Origin of the sequence: Pseudomonas syringae pv. coryli str. NCPPB 4273 (assembly GCF_000972175.1) — a bacterium.
Classification (GTDB): domain Bacteria; phylum Pseudomonadota; class Gammaproteobacteria; order Pseudomonadales; family Pseudomonadaceae; genus Aquipseudomonas; species Aquipseudomonas syringae.
The window spans coordinates 54356-73164 of the sequence record NZ_AWQP01000066.1; the positions used below are offsets into that span (position 1 = coordinate 54356).

At 60.3% G+C, this 18809-nt stretch carries 16 protein-coding genes and 1 pseudogene; 4 read left to right on the forward strand and 13 right to left on the reverse strand.

The features are described 5' to 3' along the window. Positions 1-14: 14 nt before the first annotated feature. From astB to acs, 12 genes are all read right to left on the reverse strand, one after another. Positions 15-1361 (reverse strand): N-succinylarginine dihydrolase, encoded by a 1347-nt coding sequence (gene astB / locus P406_RS23200; RefSeq protein ID WP_046237485.1) that lies wholly within the window; start codon positions 1359-1361, stop codon positions 15-17. 46 nt (positions 1362-1407) lie between these two features. Further along, positions 1408-2874 (reverse strand): succinylglutamate-semialdehyde dehydrogenase, encoded by a 1467-nt coding sequence (gene astD / locus P406_RS23205; RefSeq protein ID WP_046237486.1) that lies wholly within the window; start codon positions 2872-2874, stop codon positions 1408-1410. Continuing rightward, on the reverse strand, positions 2871-3899 hold the full coding sequence (astA, locus tag P406_RS23210) for an arginine N-succinyltransferase (protein WP_046237487.1): 1029 nt from the start codon (positions 3897-3899) through the stop codon (positions 2871-2873). Before astA ends, astD begins: the two co-directional genes overlap by 4 nt. Before the next feature lie 63 nt (positions 3900-3962). Beyond that, complete coding sequence (gene aruF, locus P406_RS23215) at positions 3963-4994, reverse strand: arginine/ornithine succinyltransferase subunit alpha (protein ID WP_003424821.1); 1032 nt, start codon at positions 4992-4994, stop codon at positions 3963-3965. Between the two features lie 133 nt (positions 4995-5127). Further along, positions 5128-6345, reverse strand: a complete 1218-nt coding sequence (locus P406_RS23220; protein ID WP_046237488.1) for an aspartate aminotransferase family protein — start codon at positions 6343-6345, stop codon at positions 5128-5130. A gap of 236 nt (positions 6346-6581) precedes the next feature. Next, positions 6582-7574 carry a transcriptional regulator ArgR gene (argR, locus tag P406_RS23225; RefSeq protein ID WP_032699250.1) on the reverse strand — a complete coding sequence of 331 codons (993 nt, stop codon included), beginning with the start codon at positions 7572-7574 and terminating at the stop codon, positions 6582-6584. Between the two features lie 135 nt (positions 7575-7709). Then, entirely contained in the window at positions 7710-8474 is a 765-nt protein-coding gene (locus tag P406_RS23230) for an ABC transporter ATP-binding protein (protein WP_004412815.1), read from the reverse strand. A 22-nt stretch (positions 8475-8496) separates the two neighbouring features. Further along, positions 8497-9609, reverse strand: a complete 1113-nt coding sequence (locus P406_RS23235) for a succinylglutamate desuccinylase/aspartoacylase family protein (protein ID WP_046237489.1) — start codon at positions 9607-9609, stop codon at positions 8497-8499. A gap of 1 nt (position 9610) precedes the next feature. Next, on the reverse strand, positions 9611-10309 hold the full coding sequence (locus P406_RS23240; protein ID WP_003314733.1) for an ABC transporter permease: 699 nt from the start codon (positions 10307-10309) through the stop codon (positions 9611-9613). Continuing rightward, on the reverse strand, positions 10306-10995 hold the full coding sequence (locus tag P406_RS23245; RefSeq protein WP_003314732.1) for an ABC transporter permease: 690 nt from the start codon (positions 10993-10995) through the stop codon (positions 10306-10308). Before P406_RS23245 ends, P406_RS23240 begins: the two co-directional genes overlap by 4 nt. An 84-nt stretch (positions 10996-11079) precedes the next feature. Further along, the gene (aotJ, locus tag P406_RS23250) at positions 11080-11862 is read right to left on the reverse strand and encodes an L-arginine-binding protein AotJ (RefSeq protein ID WP_046237490.1); all 783 of its coding nucleotides are present in this window, start codon (positions 11860-11862) and stop codon (positions 11080-11082) included. 531 nt (positions 11863-12393) lie between these two features. Beyond that, a complete protein-coding gene (gene acs / locus P406_RS23255) occupies positions 12394-14349 on the reverse strand; it encodes an acetate--CoA ligase (protein ID WP_046237491.1) in 1956 nt (651 codons plus the stop codon). A 421-nt stretch (positions 14350-14770) separates the two neighbouring features. Here acs and P406_RS23260 point away from each other — a divergent pair, with 421 nt between their 5' ends. Continuing rightward, the gene (locus P406_RS23260; protein ID WP_003342597.1) at positions 14771-15037 is read left to right on the forward strand and encodes a DUF2790 domain-containing protein; all 267 of its coding nucleotides are present in this window, start codon (positions 14771-14773) and stop codon (positions 15035-15037) included. A 97-nt stretch (positions 15038-15134) separates the two neighbouring features. Here the strand turns inward: P406_RS23260 and P406_RS23265 are convergent, their stop codons facing one another. After that, a complete protein-coding gene (locus P406_RS23265; protein WP_046237492.1) occupies positions 15135-16712 on the reverse strand; it encodes a sigma-54-dependent phenylalanine hydroxylase transcriptional regulator PhhR in 1578 nt (525 codons plus the stop codon). Between the two features lie 266 nt (positions 16713-16978). On the opposite strand from P406_RS23265, the pseudogene phhA reads away from it, so the two are divergent. The 3 genes and pseudogenes from phhA to P406_RS23275 form a co-directional block, all read left to right on the forward strand. Beyond that, a pseudogene (gene phhA / locus P406_RS23270) lies at positions 16979-17755 on the forward strand (phenylalanine 4-monooxygenase); the annotation flags it as partial. Positions 17756-17812: 57 nt separating this feature from the next. Then, entirely contained in the window at positions 17813-18169 is a 357-nt protein-coding gene (locus tag P406_RS26890) for a 4a-hydroxytetrahydrobiopterin dehydratase (RefSeq protein ID WP_046269823.1), read from the forward strand. 454 nt (positions 18170-18623) lie between these two features. Further along, positions 18624-18803, forward strand: coding sequence for a hypothetical protein (locus P406_RS23275; protein WP_003314725.1), 180 nt, complete (start codon positions 18624-18626; stop codon positions 18801-18803). Positions 18804-18809 lie beyond the last annotated feature (6 nt).

The window sequence follows — 18809 nt, forward strand, 5'->3', positions numbered from 1 at the left end:
ACGCGCAGGATGCTTCAATTCAGTTGAAACGGATAAACCGCGCCCAGTTTAAGGATTTGCGTCAATTCATCCAATGCCGTGCGGCATTCGTTGAGCAATCGGGGGTCGGCCAGATCGCTTTCACTCATGCGGTCCCGGTAGTGCCTGTCGACCCACTGCGTCAACGTTTCGTACAACGGCGCCGTCATGATCACCCCCGGATTCACCGCCGCCAGCTCGGTGTCGTTGAGTGCTACACGCAAGCGCAGGCAGGCTGGACCACCGCCGTTCTGCATGCTTTGCTTGAGGTCGAACACCTTGACCTCGGCAACCGGGCTGTCATCGGCGATCAATCGTTGCAGGTAAGCCCAGACACTCGCGTTCGCCTGGCATTCCTGCGGCACTATCAGCAGCATCGAGCCATCGGGCCGCGACAACAGCTGGCTATTGAACAGGTAGGAGCGCACGGCATCCTGAACCGAGACCTCGGCACGCGGTACGCAAATCGCCCGCAACTGCCCGCCGACACGACTGAGTTTGTCGCGCAGCTCATCGAGCATCGGTTCGGTATTCAGGAACGCGTCCTGGTGATAGAACAGCACCTCACCGTTGCCGACCGCAATCACATCGTTGTGGAACACCCCCTGATCAATGACCGCCGGGTTCTGCTGACTATAGACCACGCCGGCCTCGCTCAGGCCGTGCAGCCGCGCAACGGCGCGTGACGCCTCCAGGGTCTGACGGGCCGGGTACTTCTGCGGCGCCGGGTAGCGCGTGTCGAAGGCACTGCGGCCAAACACGAAGAACTCGACACCGGCCTCGCCGTAATCACGACAGAAACGGGTGTGGTTGGCCGCGCCTTCGTCGCCAAACTGCGCGACAGCCGGCAACGCAGGGTGATGAGCGAAATGCTTTGCATCCGCGAACATCGCGCCAAGCACGCGGGTGGTGGTCGGATGCTCGATGCTGCGGTGGTATTTGCAGTTGAGGTTGGCGGCCGTGAAATGCACGCGCCCATCAGCAGTGTCGGCACTGGGGCTGACCGTAGCCGCGTTGGCCACCCACATGCTGGAAGCCGAGCAACTGGCGACCAGCAACGGCATGTCCTGACGGGCCGCTTTTTCAATCACCTGCTCATCGCTGCCGGTAAAGCCCAGACGGCGCAGGCCGGACACATCAGGACGTTCCTGCGGTGCCAGCACGCCCTGGGTAAAACCCAGGTCCATCAGCGCTTTCATTTTTGCCAGGCCTTGCAGCGCCGCCTCACGCGGGTTAGCACTTTGCTGACTGTTACTCTGGGAGGCAACGTTACCGTAGGACAACCCGCCGTAGTTGTGGGTTGGCCCGACCAGACCGTCAAAATTCACTTCACAGGACTTCATCGGCAAGGCTCCGTGGATCTGTTTTTATAAGCAATCGTGCGCACTGTCAGCTCAGCCTGATACCGGGGGTCAGTGTCGCAGGCAGGGTCAGCCTGCCGGCCTCCAGCGAAGCCACCGGATAGGCGCAGTAATCGGCCGCATAATAGGCGCTGGCGCGATGGTTGCCCGAGGCGCCTACCCCGCCAAACGGGGCGCTGCTGGCGGCTCCGGTCAACGGCTTGTTCCAGTTGACGATCCCGGCACGGCTGTGCAGCCAGAACTGCTGATAGCGCGCTTCGGAGTCAGACAGCAGACCTGCCGCCAGGCCATAACGGGTGGCGTTGGCTTCGGCGATGGCGGCGTCGAAACCGGCGTAGCGGATGACCTGCAGCAGCGGGCCGAACAGCTCTTCGTCGGGTCGATCGGGCACCGCGCTGACATCGATAATGCCCGGCGTCAGCAGCGCCGAGCCGGGCTGCGGCTGGCGCATTTCCAGCAGGGTCAGTGCGCCGTTGGCGAGCAGATTGCGCTGCGCGTCGAGCAAGCCGCGTGCAGCCTCCAGCGAAATCACCGAACCCATGAACGGCGCAGGCTGTTGATCGAACGCACCGGCTTCGATAGTAGCGCTGACGCTAACCAGTCGTGCCAGCAAGGCATCACCCCAGTCGCCTTCGGGCACCAGCAGACGACGCGCACAGGTGCAGCGCTGGCCGGCAGAAATGAAAGCCGACTGAATGATGGTGTACACCGCTGCATCGATGTCCTGAACCTGATCGACAATCAACGGGTTGTTACCGCCCATTTCCAGCGCAAGGATCTTGTCCGGCCGACCGGCGAACTGCTGATGCAGCGCATTGCCGGTCCGGCTCGACCCGGTGAAGAACAGGCCGTCGATACCCGGATTGGCCGCCAGCGCGATACCGGTTTCGCGACCGCCCTGCAGCAGGTTCAGGACCCCGGCAGGCAGCCCGGCTTCGATCCAGCACTTGACGGTCAGTTCAGCGACTTTCGGTGTCAGTTCGCTGGGCTTGAACAGCACCACATTGCCCGCCAGCAAGGCCGGGACGATATGGCCGTTGGGCAGATGCCCGGGAAAGTTGTACGGCCCGAACACGGCGACCACGCCGTGCGGCTTGTGGCGCAGTACCGCAGTGGCGTCGCCCAGTGGCCCGCTCTTTTCGCCGGTTCGTTCGCGATAGCTCTGCACCGAGATGGCAATCTTGTTGACCATGCTGGTCACTTCGGTCGCTGATTCCCACAACGGTTTGCCGGTCTCTTCACCGATGCACTGCGCCAGCGCGTCGGCGTGATGTTTGAGCCGTGCAGCGAAGGCCTCCAGTACCGCGATGCGCTGATCCAGAGACAGCAGCGCCCAGGCGGGAAATGCCTGTCGCGCCGTCTGCACCGCTTGCTCGACCTGCACGGCGCTCGCCCCACGCCCGGACCACAGCACTTGCTGGGTCACCGGGTTCAGCGAATTGACTACCTCACCCTGCCCGTCCTGCCACGCGCCTGCGATGTAAAGGCTATTCATCGAACGCCCTCCCGCGCCGCAGACAAGGGCACCGCGCGCACATTGTCGCCCGCACTCATGCGCAGCCGCTTGGCGGTTTGCGGAGCGACGACCAGCGTACCGGCGGCAAAACGCGCAGCGCCTACCGTGACGCGGCAGTCTTCACGCTTGCGGTTGTAGATGAGGAACTGTGGAGCGTCGTCACCTGGCGTGCCGATGGCCAGCACCAGCGCCTGGCTGTCCTTGATTGCGCGAATCTTGCCGGTCTCGCACTCGATGGCCGGGCCGGCATCGAAGATGTCGACATAACCCTGATACGAAAAGCCTTCGCTCTTGAGCATGGTCAGCGCAGGCTCGGTGTCGGCATGCACCCGACCGATCACGTTGCGTGCATCTTCGGAAAGAAAGCAGCTGTACAACGGAAACTTGGGCATCAGTTCGGCGATGAATGCCTTGTTGCCCACGCCGGTCAGGTAATCGGCCTGGCTGAATTCCATCTTGAAGAAATGCCGCCCCAGACTTTCCCAGAACGGCGAACGGCCCTGCTCATCGGACATGCCGCGCATTTCGGCAATGATCTTATTGCCGAACAGCCTGGGGAATTCGGCGATAAACAGCATGCGCGCCTTGGACAGCAGGCGGCCGTTGAGGCCGTTACGCGAATCACTGTGCAGGAACAGCGAGCACAGCTCGGAATTGCCGGTCAGGTCGTTGGCCAGGAACAGGGTTGGAATTTCCCGGTAGATGTTCAGCTCCTGTGAAGCGCTGACGGTCAAACCGACCCGGTAGTTGTACCAGGGCTCGCGCAGACCGACCGCCCCGGCGATGGCGGAAATGCCCACCACCCGGCCGTCGTCATCTTCCAGCACGAACAGGTAATCGGCATCGCCGCGCTCGGCTTCGCCGCGAAAGGTCTTTTCAGCCCAGCCTACCCGGTGCGCCAGACGCTGCTCATTGGCGGGCAGAGTCGTCAGACCGGCGCCGGTGCTACGCGCCAGCTCGATCAACGCGGGCAGGTCGCTGCTGCGTACAGGACGAACGATCATGTTATCTCCTCAGCGGCTCATCAAGAGCCTTGAAACTCGCTAATCAGCTATCGAACGTCCGGTTCAGACCGCGACAATCCGCACACTGGCACCTTCACCAACACCCAGGGCATCGGCAGCCTGGAGGCTAAGCACCACCGGCCTGCCGGGCGCCCAGTCCAGTTCCAGCAGCACCGCGCGGTAGTCCTGCAACAGGCCATTGGCGATCAGATACAGACGCCCGCCCTTGCCGACATCGCTGCCTTGCCCGGGCTCGACCTTGACCGGAACCAGGCGGCTCTGGGCAATCGAACGAATCCCGGACACCCGCGCGTGCAGCGTCGGTCCACCGTCGAAAATGTCGATGTAGTGATCGGTTTCAAAGCCTTCGCGCATCAGGATGTCGAAGGTGATCTGCGCGCGCGGATGTACCTGTCCCATGGCTTCCTGCGCTGCGTCGGGCAGCAGTGGCACGTAGATCGGGTAATGCGGCATCAGCTCGGCGAGGAAGGTCCGGCTTTTCAGCCCGCACAGGCGTTCGGCAGCGGCGTAATTGATATCGAAGAAGTTGCGCCCGATGGCATCCCAGAACGGTGAGTCGCCCTGCTCATCGCTGTAACCGACGATCTCGGTCACCACCGAATCGGCAAAGCGCTCGGGGTGACTGGCAACAAACAGCAGGCGACCGCGCGAATTGAGCTCCGACCATGCCGTGCCGACCAGCTCCGGGACCACGTAGAAACTGGTCAACAGGCTGTTGCCGGTCAGGTCATGACACTGCGACAGCACGTGAATCTTGTTATGGATCTTCAGTTCGCGGGAAGCATGCACGAAGGTTTCGTTGCGAAAACTGTAGAACGGCTCGGAGTAGCCCGCCGAGGCGACGATGCCCGAGCAGCCCACCAGCTTGCCGCTTTCGCTGTCTTCGAGCACGAAGAAGTAGGTTTCTTCGCCGTTGAAGCTGACCTCGGCGGCAAACGACGCCTCCGACGAGCCGATCTTGTCGGTCAGGCGGCCAGCATCGTCGGGCAAGGACGTGACACCGATAGGGCTGTCGGCAGCGAGGCGTTGAACCTCGGCCAGGTCAGCCATTTGCGCAGGGCGCATTACCAGCATGGTGCCACTCCTTGTAGATCGACCAGCCTTTACGACCGGCGCTAGTAAAAGCACCACGCGGCGTCAGGCCGCATGGCGCAGGAAACAGGTACGGCGTCCGCCATCAGGCGGACGCCGCAAGGCTGTCATCGGGTCAGGATGTCAGTTTGGCGATGGCGCGTTCGAAGCGGTTCAGGCCCTCTTCGATGTCTGCGTCTTCAATCACCAGGCTCGGCGCGAAACGAATCACGTCAGGGCCGGCCTGCAGGATCATCAGGTCCTGGGCCTCGGCCGCATTGAAGATGTCCTTGGCCTTGCCTTTCCAGGCATCGGACAACACGCAACCGATCAGCAGGCCCAGACCGCGCACTTCGCTGAACACGCCGTATTGCTGGCCGATGCTTTCCAGACGAGTCTTGAACTGCTGATGCTTGCGCTGCACACCCGCCAGCACTTCAGGCGTATTGACGACATCGATGACAGCCTCACCGACCGCGCAGGCCAGCGGGTTGCCGCCATAGGTGGTGCCGTGGACGCCGACCGCAAAGTGCCTGGCGAGCTTTTCAGTGGTCAACATGGCCGCCAGCGGGAAACCGCCGCCGATACTCTTGGCGCTGGAAAGGATGTCCGGGGTCACGCCGTAATGCATGTAGGCGAACAGATGACCGCTGCGGCCCATGCCGCTCTGCACTTCATCGAACACCAGCAGGGCGTTGTGCTCGTCACACAATTTGCGCGCACCTTGCAGGTATTCCAGCTGACCCGGCAGAACACCACCCTCGCCCTGAATCGGCTCCAGCACCACGGCACAGGTCTTGTCGGTAACAGCAGCCTTTAGGGCGTCGAGGTCGTTGTACGGCACATGGCTGATGCCGGTGATCTTCGGCCCGAAACCATCGGAGTACTTCGGCTGCCCACCCACGCTGACGGTGAACAGGGTACGGCCATGAAAACTGTTCAGCGCCGCGATGATTTCGTACTTCTCCGGGCCGTACTGGTCATGCGCTACACGGCGTGCCAGCTTGAAGGCGGCTTCGTTGGCTTCAGCACCGGAGTTACAGAAGAACACGCGCTCGGCGAACGTCGCATCCACCAGCTTTTTCGCCAGACGCAGGGTCGGCTCGTTGGTGAAGACGTTGGACACATGCCAGAGGTTATTGGCCTGCTCGGTCAAGGCACCGACCAGCGCCGGGTGGCAGTGGCCCAATACGTTGACGGCGATACCGCCCGAGAAATCCACCAGTTCGCGCCCCGCCTGATCCCAGACCCGGGAGCCCACACCGCGCACAGGGATGAACCCGGCCGGGGCGTAATTGGGGACCATTACCTGGTCGAAATCGGCGCGTTGCACCGCAGCATGCTCAACGGACATCGGAGTCTCCTGATGAGGAACGCCTGCCTGAAACTGGCGAGCGATGGAAAGATTGTAAGGACTGATTTGTGTTCGGCCTTGCCGCCAGGCGACAACTTGTTACAGCGCAAAACCGGGTTTTTTCTAGGTTTTCGGCAATGCGACAATTTGCGTCACAAAGGCGCAGTTTAAACGGATTGAGGCGGGCCTGTCTGGACCTGAGCTGTCGCGGCAGCACTTCTATCGCGACTAGGCAATCAACCGCGTTCGGCAGGCACAGGGGAAAGTTCGAACGGGCTGCTGCTGCGTCGCTGATTGCGGTCTTCGCGCGGCGTGGCACCGAAGAAATTGCGGTAGGCGCTGGAGAAGTGCGGCCCCGAGGAAAAACCGCACGAAAGGCCGATCTGAATGATCGACTTGCTGGTCTGCATCAGCATCTGGCGCGCCTTGTTCAAGCGCAGTTCCAGGTAATACTGGCTGGGCACACGGTTGAGGTACTGCTTGAAGATCCGTTCCAGCTGACGACGAGACACGCACACGTGCTGGGCGATTTCGTCGGTGGTCAATGGCTCTTCGATGTTGGCTTCCATCAGCAGCACCGCCTGAGTCAGCTTGGGATGGCTGGAGCCCAGACGGTTCTGCAGCGGAATGCGCTGACGCTCGCCGCCTTCACGAATGCGCTCGACCACCAGTTCTTCGGACACAGCACCGGCCAATTCGGCGCCATGATCACGGGACAGCACCGCCAGCAGCAGGTCGAGCACCGACATGCCACCACAGGCGGTCAGGCGATCCCGATCCCAATCGAACAAATGGCTGGTGGCAATGACCTTGGGGAAACGCTCGGCGAAGTCGTCCTGCCAGCGCCAGTGCACGGCGGCACGGTAGCCATCCAGCAGGCCCAGTTGCGCAAGCGGATAGACGCCCGCTGACAGCCCGCCAATCGAACAGCCGGCACGCACCAGTTGCTTGAGCGCACTACCCAGCGCCGGGGCCACACCTGCCGGAGGCTCGTCAGCGAGTAAAAACAGCTTTTGAAAACCTTCCAGCCGCCCGGCCCAGGGCTCACCCGGCAATTGCCACGCGCCGGCAAGCGCCGAAGGCTCCGCAGCCTCAGCCTGCAGGAACGACAGCTCATAGACCACTTCAGGATGAACGCGCTGCGCAACGCGCAAGGCTTCCTCGGCCAGTGCCAGGGTCAGGGCTTTGGTGCCAGGCCAGACGAGGAAACCTATTCGATGGGCAGTCATTGGGAGATCCGATACGTATTGCCGCAAAAGCCGAGCCTTGGAAGACAGCTCGATCTGGAACATCCAGGTCGTGTCGCGCGTCGCGCAGCATGCCCTGTTCTGCCATAAAAAGGCATCGTCATGCGCTGCCGATCGTCACTTCAGGCTGCCGGACAGGAACTGCTGCAAACGCTCGGTCTGCGGATTGGCCAGCACTTCGCGCGGATCGCCACGCTCCAGAACGACGCCCTGATGCAGGAAAACCAGCTGATTGGAGACCTCACGGGCAAAACCCATTTCGTGAGTCACCACCACCATGGTGCGGCCTTCCTGAGCCAGCCCTTGCATGACCTTGAGCACATCACCGACCAGCTCCGGGTCCAGCGCCGAGGTCGGCTCATCGAACAGCATGACCTCGGGCTCCATCGCCAGTGCGCGGGCAATCGCCACACGCTGCTGCTCACCGCCGGACATGTGCCCAGGGTAAGCGTCCTTGCGATGGGACACGCCGACTTTGGCCAGATAGTGTTCGGCCTTTTCCAGCGCTTCCTTTTTCGACACACCCAGCACATGGACCGGCGCTTCGATGATGTTCTGCAGTGCCGTCATGTGCGACCACAGGTTGAAGTGCTGGAACACCATAGACAGGCGTGAACGCATACGCTGCAACTGCTTGGCGTCGGCAGCTTTCAGGCCGCCTTCCTTGTTCGGCACCAGCTTCAACTCTTCGTTGTTGAGCAGGATCTTGCCGGCATGGGGCTGTTCGAGCAGGTTGATGCAGCGCAGAAAGGTGCTTTTGCCCGAGCCGCTGGAGCCGATGATGCTGATGACATCGCCAGCCTTGGCGGTCAGGGACACGCCCTTGATCACTTCGTGACTGCCATAGCGCTTGTGCAGATCCTGCACTTCCAGTTTGTTCATGCTTTGGGTTTCCACAGAACGGTCAATCACTGAGCAGACGTCCGTGACGCAGCGCCGTGCGCCCCGCCACCTTGGCCAGCCAGAAACCGGGTTGAGCGTAACGAAGCCGCTCGATGGCGAACAACACCCCGGCAGTATTCGCGCAAATGGTACTGACCTGATCGGACAGCGGGTCGATCACTTCGAACAGCGGATCGCCCACCTCGACCCTGTCGCCTGCCGCGCGCAGGAACGTCACCACGCCGGGGTGCGGTGCATAGAGCAATTCGGTGCCTTCGAACGGCAAGCCTTCGCAGGCTTCGTGCGCCGGCTGCGGCCAGTCGCCGCTGATGAAGCCCTGTTCGGCGAGGAACGCCAGAATGCCCTCGGCGTGCGCGATTGCCTGCGGCTTGCCGGTATCGGCCTGACCGCCCAGTTCAAGAGTGGTCGCGAGGCAGGCCAGCGGGATCTGCGCCTGCGGGAGAATCCGCGAAAGGCGCAACCAAGGCAGCGAGCAGGCTTCATCGAAGGAGCTGCCACCGGAATCCTCGGCGAGCAGCGCCACCTGGATATTCAGATGCGCCGACAGCGAACGCCATTGTGGCCAGTGCTGCGGCAAGGCGTACATGTGCAGCGCGGCATCGGCATCACAATGCAGATCGAGCACCACATCAGCGACGCAGGCATGACTGAGCAGGATGCGTTGCATGCCTTGCAATTCGCTCTGCGGTGCGGGCAGACCTTCGAGCGCAGCGCTCATTGCCTGGCGAATCAGCCGGGTATTGGCGCGCGGGTCATCGCCCAGCTGACCTTCCAGCAACTCGGCGACCGGCTCGCTCAGCTCGGTGAAGTCACGGTTGAAATTCTTGCCACTGCCGAACTCGAAACGGCCTTGATGCGCGCCTTGCAGCAACTGCCCCAGGCCCAGCGGATTGGCCACCGGCACCAGTTCGACGACACCTTTGAGGAGGCCTTGCTGCTCCAGCTCGGTCAGGCGTTTTTTCAGCTCCCAGGCCGTGCGCATGCCGGGCAGTTCGTCGGCATGCAGGCTGGCCTGGATGTAGGCCTTGCGCTCGCCGGTGCCGAAGCGAAAGACGCTCAGCGTGCGTTCGGTGCCGAGGGTGCTCCACGGCAATACATGATCGGTTCTTTGCATTTCAGACCTTCCGTGGGGCGAGGTAGCCCAGCCAGCGACGTTCGGCGATCTTGAACAGCCGCACCAGAATGAATGTCAGGCCCAGGTAGAAAACGCCTGCGGTGATGTAAGCCTCGAAGGGCAGGTAGAACTGCGCGTTGACCGTACGGGCCGCGCCGGTGATGTCGATCAGGGTCACGATGGACGCCAGACTGGTGGTCTGCAGCATCATGATGACCTCGTTGCTGTACTGCGGCAGCGCCCGGCGCAAGGCCGAGGGCAGCAGAATGCGCCGGTACATCTTGGCTTTCGACATGCCCATGGCCCGCGCGGCCTCGATTTCACCGGCCGGTGTGGCCTTGAGGCTGCCGGCGATGATCTCCGCCGTGTAGGCGCTGGTGTTGATGGTGAACGCCAGGCAGGCACAGAAGGTGGCGCTGGACAGCCAGGGCCACAAAAAGCTTTCGCGCACCGCATCGAACTGGGCCAGCCCGTAATAGATCAGGAACAGTTGCACCAGCATCGGCGTGCCGCGAATCACGTAGGTGTACAGCCAGGCAGGCATGTTCACCCAAGGGTTTTTCGAGACCCGCATCAGGCCCAGCGGCAATGCCGCCAGCAGCCCGAACGCGAGCGAAATCGCCAACAGCTTCAGGGTGGTCAGCAGGCCGCCGAAGTAAAGCGGCAGGCTGTCCCAGATCACGTTGTAGTCAAAGATCATAGGTCAGCCGCCCTCACGCCTACCGAGTAGCGTTTTTCGAGGTAACGCAAGGCGAGCAGCGACACGCTGGTGATCACCAGGTACATCGCCGCAACCGCCAGAAAGAAGGTGAAAGGCTCGCGGGTGGCATCGGCCGCCTGCTTGGCCTTGAACATCATGTCCTGCAGACCGACCACGGAAATCAGCGCGGTGGCCTTGGTCAGCACCAGCCAGTTGTTGGTGAAACCGGGAATCGCCAGACGAATCATCTGCGGCACCAGAATGCGGAAGAACACCTTGCCGCTGCTCAGGCCATACGCCATGCCCGCCTCGGCCTGCCCCTTGGGGATGGCCATGAACGCGCCGCGAAAGGTTTCCGAGAGATACGCGCCGAAGATGAAGCCCAGCGTGCAGATGCCGGCCATCAACGGATCAAGATCGATGTAGTCGTCAAACCCCAGCAATGGGGCGACGCGGTTGAGCAGGTCCTGGCCGCCGTAGAAGATCAGCAGAATCAGGACCAGATCGGGAATACCACGAACCACCGTGCTGTACAGATCGCCCAGCCAGGCGATCCAGCGTACCGGAGACAGCCTCAGCGCCACGCCGATCAGACCGAGAACGATCGCCAGAGCCATCGACGACAGGGCCAGCTGCAACGTCAGCCAGGCACCTTCGAGGATGACAGCTCCGTAACCTTTCAACATGATGTGCGGTCCTCAAGCGTGGAATAAAAATGGCGCAATCCAGGCAATTCTGTTTGCGCCATTGGTCAGGGTAAGGACGACGACTTATTTGCCGTAGATATCGAAATCGAAATACTTGTCCTGGATAGCCTTGTACTTGCCGTTGGCACGGATTGCGGCGATGGCGGCGTTGAGACGGTCAAGATTGGCCTTGTCGCCCTTGCGCACGGCAATGCCGATGCCGATGCCGTCACCGAAGTATTTCGGATCGACGAACGACGGACCTACGAACGCATAGCCTTTGCCTGCGTCGGTTTTCAGGAAGCCGTCCTGCAACAGCGTGGCGTCGGCGACAGTACCGTCCAGGCGACCTGCACCGATGTCCAGGTAGATTTCGTTCTGCGAACCGTACGGCGTCACTTCGACACCTTTGGGAGCGAGGACTTCACGGGCGAAACGCTCGTGGATCGAGCCACGCTGCACGCCGATCTTCTTGCCCTTGAGTTCAGCCAGGCTGTCGCTGATCGTAGTGCCGTCCTTCATGACCAGACGCGCCGGGGAATTGTAATACTTGCCGGTGAAATCCACGGACTTCTTGCGGTCGTCAGTGATGGACATCGACGACAGGATCGCGTCGATCTTGCGCACTTTCAGCGCCGGGATAAGGCCGTCGAATTCCTGCTCGACCCAGGTGCACTTGACCTTCATTTCTTCACACAGCGCATTGCCGATGTCGTAGTCAAAGCCGACGATACTGCCATCCGGGGCCTTGGACGCGAACGGAGGGTAAGCCGCTTCGATACCGATTTTCAGTGGTTTTTCATCAGCAAAGATCGGCTGGGCGAGCACGGACAACGCCATCGCGCCAATAAGCATGAGCTTTTTCATTTCCAGGGACTCCATCGGTAAAGCACGACAAGTGGCAAAGTGAGCAAGCGCCCAATGTGCGAAAGGACAATCTCGGGGAAAAGCGACGCCGGATACGTGACACCGCGCTGGCGGCTCACAGCCCTTCGGCGAATGAGGGGCATTTTAACGACAGGCTCGAAGTCGATATTTCTTCAATGCGACAACTAGTTACAGAAGCGCTTGAAAACCCACTACACGGTATTGACGGGGCCTGTTTCTGCTGATCCAGCAGTGGAGGCTTAACCCGTTATAACAGCAAAAAGCGCGCCCATTATTGGCAAACCCTTTTAATCCGGCAAGCCCAGCGTGCCACATGGCGATTTAAAAGCCTTGCTGCGTCGTACTTTCCTACACAGAAACCCCAGACATGTCCCACAACGAAGCACTGCGCGACAACGCCGTGTAAACCGGTAACAACCCGATATATATCCCTTTTCCCGTACCAGACGCCGAAAACGAAGGCGCCCCGTTCGGCTCTCACCGAACGGGGCGCTTCAGTCACAGGATCGCTCAGACAGCGTTCATGGCCTTGTGCGTGTCGATCAGATGCTGCACCACGCCCGGGTCGGCCAGGGTGGAGATATCACCCAGCGCATCGTACTCGGCAGTCGCAATCTTGCGCAGGATACGGCGCATGATCTTGCCCGAACGGGTCTTCGGCAGACCGGGCGCCCACTGAATGAAGTCAGGCGAGGCAATCGGACCGATCTCCTTGCGCACCCAGTTGCGCAATTCGGTGCGCAGCGCGTCGCTCGGTTCTTCACCGCCGTTGAGGGTCACATAAACGTAAATGCCCTGCCCTTTCAGGTCATGCGGCACACCGACCACAGCAGCCTCGGCGACTTTCGGGTGCGCAACCATCGCACTTTCGATTTCAGCCGTGCCCATGCGGTGGCCGGAAACGTTGAGCACGTCGTCCACACGCCCGGTGATCCAGAAATAACCGTCCTCGTCACGACGGGCACCGTCACCGGTGAAGTACATGCCGCGGAAAGTCTTGAAGTAGGTGTCGACGAAGCGGTCGTGATCGCCGTACAGCGAGCGTGACTGGCCTGGCCACGAATCGAGGATCACCAGATTGCCCTCGGCAGCGCCCTCGATGAGGTTACCCAGGTTGTCCACCAGCGCCGGAATCACACCGAAGAACGGACGTGTCGCCGACCCCGGCTTCAGGGCGGTCGCGCCCGGCAACGGGCTGATCAGGATGCCGCCGGTTTCGGTCTGCCACCAGGTATCGACAATCGGGCAGTTCTGCTTGCCGACCGTGTTGTAGTACCAGGCCCAGGCTTCCGGGTTGATCGGCTCGCCCACTGAACCCAGCAGGCGCAGACTGGAACCGTCAGCACCTTCAACGGACTTGGTGCCTTCAGCCATCATGGCGCGAATCGCGGTCGGCGCGGTGTAGAGGATATTGACCTTGTGCTTGTCGATGATTTTCGACACGCGGGTGATGTCCGGATAGTTCGGCACGCCTTCGAACAGCAGCGTAGTCGCACCATTGGCCAGAGGGCCGTAGACGATATAACTGTGCCCGGTGACCCAGCCGACGTCGGCGGTGCACCAGTAGACTTCACCTGGTTTGTAGTCGAACACGCGTTCGTGGGTCAGCGCGGCATACAGAAGGTAACCTGCGGTGGTGTGCAACACGCCCTTGGGTTTGCCGGTCGAGCCCGAGGTGTAGAGAATGAACAGCGACTCTTCGGCGCCCATCTCTTTCGGCGCGCAGGTGCTGGACGCCACCTCCAGAAGCGAGTGGTACCAGATGTCACGGTGACGGTTCCATTCGATCTCGCCCCCGGTGCGCTTGCAGACGATGACCTTCTGCACGCTGCTGGTTTCCGGGTTGGTCAGGGCGCGGTCGACGTTGGCCTTGAGCGCCGTCTTCTTGCCGCCACGCAGACCTTCGTCAGCGGTGATGACCACTTTGGAACTGCAATCGATGATCCGGCCGGCCAGCGCTTCGGGCGAAAAGCCGCCGAACACCACCGAGTGAATCGCACCGATCCGCGCGCACGCCAGCATGGCGACCACAGCCTCGGGGATCATCGGCATGTAGATGGTCACGACGTCGCCACGGTGCACGTCCTGGCCACGCAGCGCGTTGGCGAACTTGCACACTTCGGCGTGCAGTTCGCGGTAGGTGATTTCCCGGTGCTCGGAAGGGTCATCGCCCTCCCAGATGATGGCGATGCTGTCGCCGCGTTCTTCCAGATGGCGATCCAGGCAGTTGTAGGCAACGTTCAGCGTGCCGTCGGCGAACCATTTGATATCGACACGGTGATCATCGAACGAGGTCTGTTTGACCACGGTGAAAGGTTTGATCCAGTCGAGGCGCTGAGCCTGTTCACGCCAGAAACCATCAGGGTTGACCACCGACTGCTGGTACATGGCCTTGTAGGTCGCTTCATCCGTCAGCGTAGTCGCTGCGACTTCTGGGCGGACGGGGTACAGGGAAGCTGCACTCATCTTGGTTACCTCGGTGGATAGTTGTTGTTTTATGCCCCTGTTGTATCCCGCCCCACCCGCAGGGGCCATTCGACGTTGGTATTACCGGGCGGGGCCGGAGCTGCAAGCCATAAGCCATAAGCCATAAGCATGAAGCATGAAGCTTGAAGCTTGAAGCTTGAAGCTTGAAGCTTGAAGCTTGAAGCTTGCAGCTTGCAGCTTGCAGCTGCCCTCAAGATTATTACCATTTTGATAAAAGCGCTTATCCAAAGTCTTTATATATGCACTGTCGCAACAGGCATAGAATTCGATCCGCCAACAAGGCAGACATCAACTGCCCCCACGCAGTGTTGTTCCAACTCGAAAAACGTATCAGACCGCCCTAGCCCATGACGTCAAAAACGTGATGCGACGGCGCTCACTTTGAAAAAGGTAAACGACAATGAAAGCTTTATTAGTGGCATTGGCCCTGTGCGGTATCAGCAGTTTCGCCATGGCCGAAGAATCGCAGACCAAAGTGGCTGCGCAACAGGCGCGTGTCGAGCAATATACCTACGGCACTCATCTGGATATCGCCCGGGTTATTTCCATCAGCCAGATCCCTAACGTCTGCGCAGTGGTCCCGGCGCGCATGGTGTATGAAGATTCGCAAGGCGCGCGCCACACCATGGGCTATCAGGTGATGGGCAACGGCTGCAGCAACGGTTGAGGCTTCTTGCCGTTGCAACCTGTGCACGACGCCTCGCCGCTATATTAAGGTGCGAGGCGCATGCACGAAGTGGCTGACAGGACTATCAATGAGCGAGTTATTTATCGAATGAATGCGGATCTGATTCGCGCCCCAATTCATAGTCGCGCAACTTGTTGGCAATCGTTGTATGAGACACCCCCAGGCGTTTACCTAATTGGCGACTGCTGGGATATTGCGCATACAGTTGTTCCAGCACCGACTTTTCAAAGCGCCCGATAATAGCGCCCAGCCCGCCCTCCAGCGACACTTCACTCAATCCTTGTCGCACGCCGTAATCCGGCAAACGGATATGCTCGGCCTGCACCTTGCCGCCATCACACAGCGATACGGCCTGAAACAATACGTTTTCCAGTTGCCGCACATTGCCGGGCCAGTGGTACTGACTCAGACGCTTGATGGCTGCAGGCGATATGCCGGGCAGCGGACAGCCGATCTGCCGGCTGGCCTGATCGAGAAAATGCTCCACCAGAGGCTCAAGACCGTCCAGACAGTCGCGCAGTGGCGGTATATGCAGCGACAGCACGTTAAGGCGATGATAAAGGTCCTGCCTGAACAGGCCCTTGGCGCACAGCTCCGAGAGATCGACCTGAGTCGAACACATCACCCGCACATCGAGAAACATGTCCTCGTCGCTGCCGACCCGGCGAAAGCTGCCGTCCTGAATGAAACGCAGCAGCTTGGCCTGCATTCGCGCGCTCAGCTCACCTACACCATCGAGAAACAGCGTGCCGCCCGCGGTCAGTTCCAACAGCCCCAGCCGCCCTTCCGCGCGCGCGCCTTCGAACGCACCGGGGTCATAACCGAACAGCTCGATCTCGGCCATGGACTCCGACAACCCGGCACAGTTGAGCGCCATCAGCGGTGACTGGCCGCGCGGACTGGCCAGGTGACAGGCGCGGGCCAGCAATTCCTTGCCAGTGCCGGTTTCACCCTCGATCAGCAACGGCGCATCGAGGGGCGCCATGCGCCGCGCCTCGCGAACCACGGCAGCCATGACCTTCGAGCTTTGAAAAATGCTGTCGAAGCCACGCAACTCCTGTTTGCGCACATGGTAGATGCGCTCGCCGACCCGATCAGCACGGTGCAGCGTCAACACGGCTCCGGCCATGGCCTCGCTGTCGTCATGTTCCGATTGCAGGGGCGCGATGTCGGCAAGAAACACATCGCCGCATACCTTGACCCGCAGGCCATTGATCCGCGACTGGCTGGCGCGCACCAGCTCAGGCAGGTCGAAATCTTCGGCGTAACGCGACAAGGGCATGCCCGGCACTTCATCGACCCGCACGCCCAGCAACTGCGCAGCGGCACGATTGGCCGCAACGATCGCCCCCCCCATGTCGATGGACAACACCGGGAACTCCAGCGCGCCGAGCAAGGCATTGAGCTCCATGTGCCGGCGCTCGCTGGGCATCAGCCCGACACGTTTGACGCCGAACACCCCGGTGATCGCCTCGAACTTCGGGCGCAGGGCCTGGAACTGCAGGTTGATCAGGTTCGGGCAATGCAGATAGATCGCGTCACCGTGCTCGCCCCCCACTTCACCGCGCGCCACGTTGACGCCGTAAGCCACCAGCAGATCGAGAATGTCGCGAAGAATGCCGATGCGGTTCTGGCAGTGCACCTTGATGCGCATGAGTCATCGTCTCTGTCGGGGTATGTTTTTTATGAAGCGGGAAAATTAATGTCAACAATACGTTACGCATGCACGCTTCGCGAGGGGCAGGATGCTTGATTTCAGGCTTCATCCATCGCATGCGTAAACTTTTCGTTACGAACCAGTACTCAAACCCGCGCGCAGCCCTGCCCACACCCGCTGACGCGCCCTCGAAACCGGGTTATTCCTGAACCCAGGCTTTTACAAGAACACTCAAAAAACAGCAGCCTTTCGAGGACATCAGCATGGCCCAGACGCTTTACGTGGCACGCGAGCCGGACGCTTCGGGCTTCATCGATTACACGGCAGACGAACATGCGGTATGGAACACCCTGATTACCCGGCAGATGGAGATCGTCGAAGGACGTGCCTGTCAGGAGTATCTGGACGGCATCGAGCAACTGGGCCTGCCACTCGATCGCATTCCTCAGCTAGGCGAAATCAACAAGGTTCTGGGCGCGACCACGGGCTGGCAGGTCGAGCGAGTGCCCGCGCTGATCCCCTTCCAGACATTTTTTGAACTGCTGGCCAGCAAGCGTTTTCCGGTGGCGACGTTCATCCGTAGCGCAGAAGAACTGGACTACCTGCAGGAACCGGACATCTTTCATGAAATATTTGGCCACTGCCCGCTGCTGACCAATCCGTGGTTTGCCGAATTTACCCACACCTACGGCAAACTCGGCCTGAGCGCGAGCAAGGAACAACGCGTGTACCTGGCCCGGCTGTACTGGATGACCATCGAGTTTGGTCTGGTCGATACACCGCAAGGGCGGAAAATCTATGGCGGCGGCATCCTTTCTTCACCGAAGGAAGCGTTGTACAGCTTGTCGTCAGCCCCCGAACACCAGCCTTTCGATCCGCTTGAAGCGATGCGCACGCCTTATCGCATCGACATTCTGCAACCGCTGTACTTTGTCCTGCCGGATCTGAAGCGTCTGTTCGACCTGGCGCAGCAAGACATCATGGCGCTGGTCGGGCAAGGCATGCAGTTGGGCTTGCACGCTCCCAGGTTTCCACCTAAAAACCAAAAGCCACGCCGCCTGACACTCGGCCCGCTCTCCGAAAAGGACACTCTGCTTATGACCACCTTGAATCAAGCTCACTGTGAAGCCTGCCGTGCCGATGCGCCGCAGGTCAGCGAAGCCGAATTGCCGGAACTGCTCAAGCAGATCCCGGACTGGAACATCGAGGTCCGCGACGCGGTGATGCAGCTGGAAAAAGTGTTTCTGTTCAAGAATTTCAAATGGGCGATAGCGTTCACCAACGCGGTGGGCGAAATTGCCGAAGCGGAAGGCCATCACCCGGGCCTGTTGACCGAGTGGGGCAAGGTGACCGTGACCTGGTGGAGCCACTCGATCAAGGGCCTGCACCGCAACGACTTCATCATGGCCGCGCGCACGGATGAGGTGGCCAAGGGTGCAGAAGGCCGAAAATAAAATGATCAACGGGCCGCGGACCCTGCTCATGCGGTCCGGCCCAATGAAATCAAGCTGCTCAGCGCCTCGCGAGGCGAAAAGCCGGACAGTGAAAAAGCCATTTTGTTTCACCACCAGGGCAATCAGGTTAAAAAAATATCCTGATTGTCATTTTCAGTGGGTTATCCTGCGCAGGCTTTTTTAAAGCACGGTTCTATCTGCAACCCCTTGCGAGGAGCGACGACGATGCATGAAATCCCTAACTTCCCACCAGGCCAACAGGAACCACAACAGTCGACTCTGGCTCAGCAAGAGCTTGGTCAACCTGTCGCAATGAAAGCAGCACCCTCGGCTCAAGACAGCCAGAAAGCCGGACGCAAAGACTGAAGGCGATTGTTTTCAGGCGTATCGAAAAACGGTTTTGCCGGTTTTCAATACGCCTGGAAAACCAGCAACAGGCAAACAGCAGATTTTTATGAGCGACTTCACTGAAACCCAAGCCAGCGCCCTGATTGGCACCGCCGAGAAAATGATCGAGATCTGGTCACGCCTCAGCCCGGAAAAACAGAGCGCCCTGCTCGCCCGTTTCGGTACTCAGGAAAACGCCTTGGCCGCTCTTGTGACCACACACCTTGTGGCACCAAGAGACAAATAGCCCCCT